Here is a 9,196-nt window from a genome sequence, read left to right as displayed (position 1 = left end):
GTTTCCGCCCATTTACGCACTTCATCTTCCATATACATCATGTCGAGATTATCTTGCGCCCAGCTTTCACTAGAAAGGCGAGAAAGCTGGCGATAAGCGACGACTTGCACGGCTGGCTCTTGGCTCCACATGCTGTCACTCAGGCAACGCCAGTGGTTCACATCCATATTGTCAGGGTTACTTAGCTGGTCATGACAGGTGCCACAAACCAATACGYAGCTGTTCGCGGTGGTATCTGGTGAGTACGGGACGTCATACACAGATAAGTTGTCTTGGCGGGTACAAAGTTCACATTGGCCGCCGCTGCGTGCCTGAAGTGTTTGTTCAATACTCATAAATGTCTCGTGTAGGGCAGATCGAGCCTGCGTTAACAATGCGGCAGAGTGTAATCGCTGACATAAATTCTTACAAGTTATAAGGGATTAAGTCAGCGAATTGATGGATGATTATAGACACAAAAATGCCACGCCAATGCGGCGTGGCATTTTATAAACGATGGCACCGCGGCATTAAGCGTTTGCAGTGTCTTGTTTCACCACTTCGTGGTGCTCGAAGATAGTCTTATCTTGGCCACCGGTTAAGCGTGAGGTGAGCGTGCCAGCAGTCATTGAGCCGCTAACGTTAATCGCGGTGCGGCCCATATCGATTAACGGTTCAATTGAAATTAACAGACCCGCAAGTGCGACCGGCATATCCAGTGCCGAGAGTACAATCAGCGCGGCAAACGTTGCCCCGCCACCAACGCCAGCAATACCGAAAGAGCTCACCGTTACGATGGCGACCAAGGTCGCGATAAAGCCAGGATCGAGCGGATTAATACCAATGGTTGGTGCAATCATCACCGCCAACATGGCAGGGTATAGCCCTGCACAGCCGTTTTGCCCCATGGTGGCACCGAAAGAGGCTGAGAAATTGGCACTGGCCGGATCGTTCCCCAAGTTCTTCATTTGAGAATCAATGTTTAGCGGAATAGTCGCGGCACTAGAGCGCGATGTGAAGGCAAACGTTAGTACCGGGAGTATCTTTTTCAAGTATTGAGCAGGGCTCATTCCTACTAGGCCGATTAAGATCAAATGCATTACCAAAATCGCGCCTAGGCCAACGTATGAAGCGACAACGAAGTTTGCCAGTTGCAGGATTTCACTGACATTTGATCCGGCAATGACTTTTGTCATGAGTGCCAAGACACCGTATGGTGTTAAACCGATAATCATGCGCACCAGAGTACGTACAAGCGCCTGAGCAACATCCATAAAGCGTTCAAAGCGCTCACCCAGTTCAGGCTGTGTGCGTGAAAGCGTTACTCCGGCAATTCCCACAAGCGCAGAGAAAATCACCACAGCAATCGTAGACGTTGGACGGCTTCCTGCTAAATCTGCGAACGGATTTTGTGGGAAGAAAGAGATCACCATATCAGCCAGTGACAGGTTTTCAACGGTACCTAGGCGTTCTTCAAGTGCAGCCCCGCGAGCCATTTCTTGCGCACCTTGCACGATATCTTGCGCAGACAATCCAAATAGACTGCTGACGAACACACCAATGAGTGCCGATGCTGCGGTCGTTGCCAGCAAAATCCCAATATTTAAGCTAGAGACTTTACCCAGTGAACCCGAGTCTTTCACCTTTAAGATGGCACCAATAATTGACACGGTAATCAACGGCATGATGATCATTTTTAACAAGCTCACGTAGCCTGAGCCGACGATATTGATATAGTCAATGGTTTCGCGTGTAACCGTGCCGTCAGCACCATATAACGCTTGCAGCGCAGCACCGAATGCCACCCCTAAGCCTAAGCCAGTAAAGACTCGCGTTGATAGGGATTTTTGTTGCTTGTGCAACTTCACAAGCACTGCCAGTAACAGCGCAAAAGCGATCAGATTTAAAAGGATAACTGTCATAGTTGGCGTTCCCACCTAGAGAATTATAATAATTTCAGCGTTAGATCCCGTGGATGTCGTTCAGGGATCGATATTGGTTCGCATCTTATGCCGACGGATACACATAATGAAGACATATGTCACATTACGGCTAGATAAAAAAAGCACTTATTAAAACTAAAAAGAATATGGAACAGTTATTGCACAATTTGCGGTGGTATATCGCGCAATGGCGACGACAAGTTATTCCGGCTGTTTTAAAACAAGCGTTCGTTCTAGGAATACACCTAAGGTTCCGGTAAGGTAAGGCCGCGCGTGTTGACTCACCCTCACCGTGTTTATTTTTGGACGCATACCAGGAGTGATGTGTTATTGATTTGAAGGATTCACAATGAGCAGAAAAATCTACTTCTCGACCCCGGGCCGGTTTAGTGCAAAACGTACGTTGATAGGCGCGGTTAGCCGTTGTCATCATCGACTTGCCCCCAGTCATGCAAGGAAGATTGCCCGCAAGCTCTTTCTTACCCCCACGCGCAGTCCAGCGGTGAACGCGGCCCCGAATGGCTTAGAGCGGTTTACTGCGCAAAGTCAACAAGGCGAGCTACAGATGTACAGCGTTGGCGCGGGCCCTACCTGGTTACTGACACATGGATGGTCCGGTTCGGCGAGCCAATTTTTTCCTTTAATGGCGCATATTGCCTCGTTGGGTTTTCGCGCTGTGGCGTTTGATCATCCGGCCCATGGTGAAAGTGGGGGGCACGAAAGCCATATTCCAGGGTTTGTGCAGGCAATCAACGATGTTTTGGATCAAGTAGACAACGTTTCTGGTGTCGTCGCCCACAGTATGGGTGCGGCGGCCGTCCTCGAGAGCCAACATCCGCAATTAGATGACTTACCATTACTCTTGGTCGCGCCTGTGTTGAATTATCGTGAGAATCTGTATGCAACGGTGCGTCAGTCCGGATATTCACTCAAGCTGTTTGATGAAATTGTACAAGAAGTGGGGGAGCAGCATGGTTATCCGATCGAAACCATCGAACCCTTGACTAAACTCGGCGCGCGTCGTCATCAGGTGGTCATTGCGCATGACAGAAGCGATCGTTTTGCCTCGTTCAGCGTGACTGAAAAAGCAAACGACTATCAACATGTCTGCTTGCTGCCTACTGATGGGCTAGGGCATGGGCGGATTTTAAAAAGCGACGTGACTTTACAAGCGTTTACTGATCTTGCGGCTAAGACGGATCCAGCGGTACACAGTGTTGAGAGCGCAACGTCAAGTAGCGATATCGCAGCGCGGAAAAAAAACTGGCAGACAATTGAGACCAGCGCGTCAGCCATGGATGTGTGAGCCACTGGCAAATAATCTAAAAAAGGCACCGACGTCTGCGGTGCCATGTGGGTCTATAATATGTGGCTTATAAAAAAACGTATTACTCGCCAGCTATCTATTCGCCAGCTATCGACAAACGGGCAAACCGTATCCGAGGGGCGAAGAAGGCGCCATCGTAATTAGGCGTGACTGTGTTGCCAATCGCATCAATCTCATTGAGCATGGTATAGAAATTACCTGCCACTGTGATGCCACGCACGGGGCGAACACGTTTACCGTCACGGCACAAGAAGCCACTGGCTCCAAACGAGAAGTCGCCACTGATAGCATTCGCGCCAGAATGCACCCCTTGCAGCGAAACCAGTTCGAGATACTCGCCTCCATGCACTTCGGCACCACTTTGTTTGCCGGCGCCAATGAGGTCGTGACGTGAAGTGACATCTAAGCCGCCTTTCGGGCTGCGGCCGGCGTTGGCAGTGTGACGGACGCCAAAATGATGGGCCGTAGCGCTATTATGTAACAACCCAACCAATATGCCATTTTCAATTAGCGGCGTGTCGGTTGTAGCAAAGCCCTCGCTGTCAAAGGCTTTGCTGCGCATCCCGCCATCGATACGTGCGATATCGGTAATGGTCAGGGCTGGATCGGCAATCGGTTTTCCGATTTTTTCGCGCCATGGATTGGTACCCCGTTTGGCCGCATCCCCCGAAAAACAACTGCCAAATGCGCCCAGCAATTCGCTTAAACAATTATGTTCAAACACTACCGCATATTGACCGGTTTTGACTGGCCCACCCTCTAACAATGCATCAGCCGTGTCATAGGCCAAGCGGGTTGCAAATGCTTGGTCGAGATCGGCAAAGCGGCGTGACACTGACGCCCCCAAATGCATCGATTGCTTGCCGTCGTGATTGAGCAGTGCTGCCGTGTAGCAGCTAAAACTCCGTTCGCGATGATAGCAGCGTGTGCCCAGGGTATTAGCCAGCAGCTGATACTGGGTTTGCTCACCGTAGCCATTGTAGGGCGCCCCCGTTGCCCGTGGTTGATTGACCACGTCTTGCTCCATCGCGAGTGCCAATGCAATCTTATCTTCAATCGGCGTATTATCCGCTTGAAACAAAGTGGGATCTTGGCTATCGATCTGCTGCCCTTCGGCGCGAATTTTCTGGTCAGGGTCGGCTTTGGTAAAGCTCGCATTCGTTAGCGCGGCGTTGACCATGCTGGCAAGGCTGTCGCTATCTAGCGATTCGGAATAACTGGTGGCAACTTGGTCACCTTTGATCACACGTACGCCGATCACTTGGCCCGCGGTGACTTTGTGCTCGGACAGATCGCCTTGATCCGCCTTCAATGACAAACTTTCACTGGCGTTGGCAATGACGTCTGCGTGGGCCCCTTTTGCCTGAACGAGTGTTAATACCTGATCGACGGCATCGCTTAGGGTTGCTTTCACGTTTTGCTCACTCATGCGTTACCGCCTCCTACTAGGATGTTGTCGACTTTAAGTGCGGGCTGACCCACAGTCGTCGGTACGGCACCACTCACAGAGCCACACATACCCGCGGCGAGGGCGAGATCCTTACCAACCATGCTAATTTCTTTAAGTACTTTCGGACCGGTGCTGATTAACGTTGCGGACTTGAGTGGTGCGGTGATTTGGCCATCTTCTACCAAATAGGCTTCTTGCACCGCGAAGTTAAACTCGCCGGTGCCGGGCTGTACTGAACCACCACCCATTTTTTTAGCATAAATGCCGCGCTCCATGGAGCCAATCATCTTATCAAGATCATCATTACCCGGCTCGATAAAGGTGTTCCGCATCCGCGAGGTCGGCGCGAACTTGTAAGACTCACGACGGCCTGAGCCGGTGCGTGCATAACCGGTTTTCAGGCTGCCCATATGATCGACCATAAACGAGGTGAGCTTACCGTCTTTGATAAGCTGGGTATGCTGAGTCTCCATACCTTCATCATCGATGTTAATTGAGCCCCATGCGTTGGCTAAGGTGCCATCATCGACGGCGCTAACCACTGGGCTAGCAATCATCTCACCCATTTGATCATGAAACACCGAGGCTTGTTTGGCTACCGAGGTGGTTTCTAGTAAATGGCCACAGGCTTCGTGGAAAATGACCCCACCGAATCCATTTCCAATGACCACGGGCATTTCACCAGAAGGACAGGTTTGGGCGCCGAGTTTGGTTAATGCTTGACGTGCAACGCGTTCGCCCATCGCCACGGGATCAATATCGTGATGAAATTCCCAGCCAGTGAGTGCGCCAGGGGCATCAAAGCCGGTCGATTGCTCTTTTCCATCGGTGGCAACCGCGGTTGCAGCAATCCGAGTGTAATGACGTGTATCGCTAACGTGCAACCCGCGAGAGTTAAAGATCTCAATCTGTTGTTCACGTTGGCCGACGCGACCAATAATTTGTGTGATTTTTTCACTTTCGGCGCGTATACGTTGGTCTACGTGGCGTAAAAAATCGACTTTATCTGCCACATGCTGGTCACGAGATAGAGGTTCAGACACAGGATGTTTGTCATTTAAATGCGACAAATTAAGGGGGCCAGCAGCGGCAATTTGGTCACGCTTATCACGCGCGCAAAGTAAACTGGTCACTTTTTTAAGCTGTTCTTCATCGCGACTATTGGTATAGCCATAAAGGACCTTATGACCGAAAAACAAACGGATACCAATTCCAAAATCAATCCCTGAACTGACTTTATCCACCTCACCAGACAATAACTCGACGTTGCCCGAGTGGTGGTGCTCGACAAAGAGCTCGGCGAAATCTGCGCCCATAAACATGGCGTGATCAATCACCGATTTTGCCGTTGATGGATTCAGCATACTTCCTCCTAAGAAGTGTGTTAGCGAATCTTTTATTCTACCAAGCTTTTATCAGCAATGATCACCACGTTCAGTGAGTGCATGATATTTCATCACTTTCTGTGTAATTGACTGGATGGGAAATGGGGCTTTTCAGTGCATGATTACCAATAGGCGACGACTTTTTCGCGACCCGTTACACTACGTCGATGCAGATAACGAGCAGGATAAAGCAATGAGTCACGTAGCAGCCAACATCATCACTGGCTTTCTTGGAGTGGGCAAAACGACTGCCATTCGTCATTTGCTGGCGAATAAACCTGAGCAAGCGCGCTGGGCGGTATTGGTCAATGAGTTTGGTGAAGTGGGTGTCGATGGTGCGATCCTCTCTGAGCAAGGTGCGCTGGTGAAGGAGGTGCCGGGGGGATGCATGTGCTGTGTCGCTGGGTTGCCTATGACGGTAGGCTTGAATACGCTATTAGCGCAAAAGCCGGATCGAATTTTAATTGAGCCGACAGGGCTGGGTCATCCTAAGGATATTATCGGTAAGCTTACCCAGCCGCCTTTCGATACCCATTTGTCGCTACGCGCGACGATGACCTTGGTGGACCCGCGTTGCATTGACGATGTGCGTTATCGTGAAAATCAGAATTTTCACGATCAAATCGCGTTAGCGGATGTGGTGGTCGCCAACAAGCTCGATCAGTGTACTGAAGGGCAAATCGCAACGTTTTATGATTATGTCGCGGCGTTTGATGGCAAGAAAAGCTTGGTGACTGGCGTTGAACACGGCGCGCTCGAGACGGCATGGCTTTCGCTACCTCGGCAAGATCGCAAAGCGCATTATCACCATCATCACAGCAATGCTGAGCCGATGACCACGCTTGCGTTGGGTCCAGATGACATTTTTACCCGCAAAGAAAATCAGGGGCAGGGCTATGTCAGTTGTGGTTGGTTATTTGCCGCGCACTGTTGTTTTCCCTTTGATGCCTTGTATGGGTTATTTAGCAATCTCAATGCTCAGCGAATCAAGGCGGTGGTAAACACCGAAGAGGGATTTTTTGCGTTTAACGTTGCCAATCAGGTTGTCACCGTCACACCCATGTCGATTGAAACGGCAGAGTCACGGATTGAGGTGATTGATATCCAACCCTTACCGTGGGATGAGTTAGAAACCATCTTGCTTTCGTTTCTCGAGCCGCCGGCCGAATAAATCACGCCGTTATAGAAAATGACAATAAAACCGGTCAGTATCACTGACCGGTTTTTATCGACGTTGACGATGGCGTTGGGTTAGCTGGCGTATTTCGCTGTGAGTACTTGCCAGCTGCGTTTTTGTTGATGAAAACGCAGTTTCAAATCTTGATATTGCTGACTTAACTCGGCCTTTTCTACTTTTTCGCGGAATTTATCGCGTTCAAGTGCCAGTAATTGTTTTTTGAGCGTGTAGTAATCAGCCATCTTCGCCACCAAGGTATCGTATTCTTGTTGTAGAATTTGCAAGCGATGCGCGGCATTGGGCTTATTGCTTAGCTTTTGCGTTGCACGCTGAAGCTGCATTGTCGCCCGTGCTTTTTCTATCTTTTCTTCCGGCGTAACACGCAACTTTTCAGCCAACCCAAGCCAAGAGGCCGTTTTAATTAACCACTTCGTTGGATCAAATTGCCACCAGCGAATGCCGTTGCGGTAATCATTCTCAAAGATGTGATGGAAATTATGGTATCCCTCACCAAAGGTCATAAAGGCTAAAACACCATTATCGCGGGCTGTATTCTTCTCGGTGTACGGTTGACTTCCCCATACGTGGGCCAAGGAGTTAATGAAAAACGTTGTATGGTGGCTGAGCACTAATCGTGTGAAGCCGACCAGTAAAATGGCCCCCCACACATCGCCGTGAATCACGCCAAACGCGATAGGAAAACCAAAGTTGGTTGCCAGTGTCAGGGCCAAGTAGTGCTTGTGCTGCCACATCACGATCTTGTCTTTTTGCAAGTCACGACAATTGCTGTAATCACCATAACGGTCGGGATGATATTCACGTAACATCCAGCCTAGGTGCGAGAACCAAAAGCCGCGTTTCGCCGAGTAAGGGTCGACATCGTTGTCATCTACGTGACGATGGTGAATACGGTGATCGGATGACCAATGAAGGGCACTGTTTTGGAGTGCAAACGCGCCCCCAATGGCAAAAATAAACCGCAGGACCGGATGGGCTTGATAAGTTTTGTGGGCCCATAAGCGGTGATAGCCTGCCGTTATCGACAGCCCACAAAAACTAAAGGCGACAATCAGTGCGGTGATCTGCATCCAATCGAAACCATGGTGCCAAGCCCAAAGCGGGGTGCCAATGACTGCGATGAAAAACGTGAGCGTAAATACGCTGATATTTAGCCAAATCAAACGTGGTTTTTGTGGCGGTGAGGTTGTCGTTTTGGTTTCCATAACTCTTATCTTTATTTAAGCGTACACTTGTACGCTAGAATAGATGGGGGTCATCANTGCGCAAAATTGTTTCTGGGTTTGTCATCGAAAGATTAATGATTGAAATGGCTATACTTAGGTAAACATGGGAAAGCGTTGGGAGGATGCCATAGCCTATTCGCTCGTTGGCGTTGTTGGTTTGACGCCTTTTTGATTTTTATAGTTTTGAGGATGTGTGCCGATATGTATACGTGTTCCTTATTCACGAAAGGTTAGGAAGTATGATGTCCTATCCGGCCATACCGCACTTTGTGAAGGCGATGGGCCACCGTGTGGTGAGTTACATCTTGAATGTCACAGAGGCCGAAGGCCGCTTAATTTTAATGCAGAAACTCGGACTAAGCCGGATCCAGCGAGACACGCTGAACCAGTATATCGAGCTGTGCCGTCAGCTACGGGTATCCGCGGTTGACCAGGGAGAGAGTGAACAATCTTTTTTTTATCGCCTCCCCCATGTGATGCAAAATGGTCGTCATGTCTTTAATGTGTGGCGGGCACAACAAGGGGGAGAGCTCGCCACGCGGATCACCACCGCCGACCCCTTGACCAGTGCATTTTGCCAACTGGCCGGTGAGTTGTATCCCTTGTTTCTGATTAAGGCGGGACAACGCCCGCACCTTTTTTATCGGGGAGCAGGTTACCTGACCGCAGCTATTGAGCAATTCCCTATTAG

Annotated in this window: 6 protein-coding genes and 2 pseudogenes; 3 read left to right on the top strand and 5 right to left on the bottom strand. The window is 49.8% G+C overall.

The window, feature by feature from the left end; genetic code table 11:
* A pseudogene (locus BZG79_RS08105) lies at positions 1-335 on the bottom strand (PhnA domain protein); the annotation flags it as partial.
* Between the two features lie 174 nt (positions 336-509).
* Positions 510-1,901, bottom strand: coding sequence for an L-cystine transporter (locus tag BZG79_RS08100; RefSeq protein WP_021023917.1), 1,392 nt, complete (start codon positions 1,899-1,901; stop codon positions 510-512).
* 370 nt (positions 1,902-2,271) lie between these two features.
* On the opposite strand from BZG79_RS08100, the gene BZG79_RS08095 reads away from it, so the two are divergent.
* Positions 2,272-3,228 (top strand): alpha/beta hydrolase, encoded by a 957-nt coding sequence (locus tag BZG79_RS08095; RefSeq protein WP_077677534.1) that lies wholly within the window; start codon positions 2,272-2,274, stop codon positions 3,226-3,228.
* Positions 3,229-3,325: 97 nt separating this feature from the next.
* On the opposite strand, the gene BZG79_RS08090 is transcribed toward BZG79_RS08095, so the two are convergent.
* Together BZG79_RS08090 and BZG79_RS08085 are read right to left on the bottom strand one after the other, a co-directional pair.
* The gene (locus BZG79_RS08090; RefSeq protein ID WP_077460785.1) at positions 3,326-4,678 is read right to left on the bottom strand and encodes a TldD/PmbA family protein; all 1,353 of its coding nucleotides are present in this window, start codon (positions 4,676-4,678) and stop codon (positions 3,326-3,328) included.
* A complete protein-coding gene (locus BZG79_RS08085) occupies positions 4,675-6,063 on the bottom strand; it encodes a TldD/PmbA family protein (protein WP_077460784.1) in 1,389 nt (462 codons plus the stop codon). The genes BZG79_RS08090 and BZG79_RS08085 overlap by 4 nt, the downstream gene beginning before the upstream one ends.
* Before the next feature lie 214 nt (positions 6,064-6,277).
* On the opposite strand from BZG79_RS08085, the gene BZG79_RS08080 reads away from it, so the two are divergent.
* Positions 6,278-7,255: a GTP-binding protein gene (locus BZG79_RS08080; RefSeq protein WP_077774153.1), complete on the top strand. Its 978-nt coding sequence runs from the start codon at positions 6,278-6,280 to the stop codon at positions 7,253-7,255.
* An 80-nt stretch (positions 7,256-7,335) separates the two neighbouring features.
* Here the strand turns inward: BZG79_RS08080 and BZG79_RS08075 are convergent, their stop codons facing one another.
* Positions 7,336-8,484 (bottom strand): fatty acid desaturase, encoded by a 1,149-nt coding sequence (locus tag BZG79_RS08075; protein ID WP_077576955.1) that lies wholly within the window; start codon positions 8,482-8,484, stop codon positions 7,336-7,338.
* A 260-nt stretch (positions 8,485-8,744) separates the two neighbouring features.
* On the opposite strand from BZG79_RS08075, the pseudogene BZG79_RS08070 reads away from it, so the two are divergent.
* Positions 8,745-9,196 (top strand): annotated as a pseudogene (locus BZG79_RS08070) (hypothetical protein); the annotation flags it as partial.

Origin of the sequence: Salinivibrio sp. MA427, from assembly GCF_001996115.1 — a bacterium.
Lineage (GTDB): Bacteria > Pseudomonadota > Gammaproteobacteria > Enterobacterales > Vibrionaceae > Salinivibrio > Salinivibrio costicola.
The sequence above is the reverse complement of the archived record's forward strand: the minus strand, read 5'-3'. Positions and strand labels throughout refer to the sequence as shown.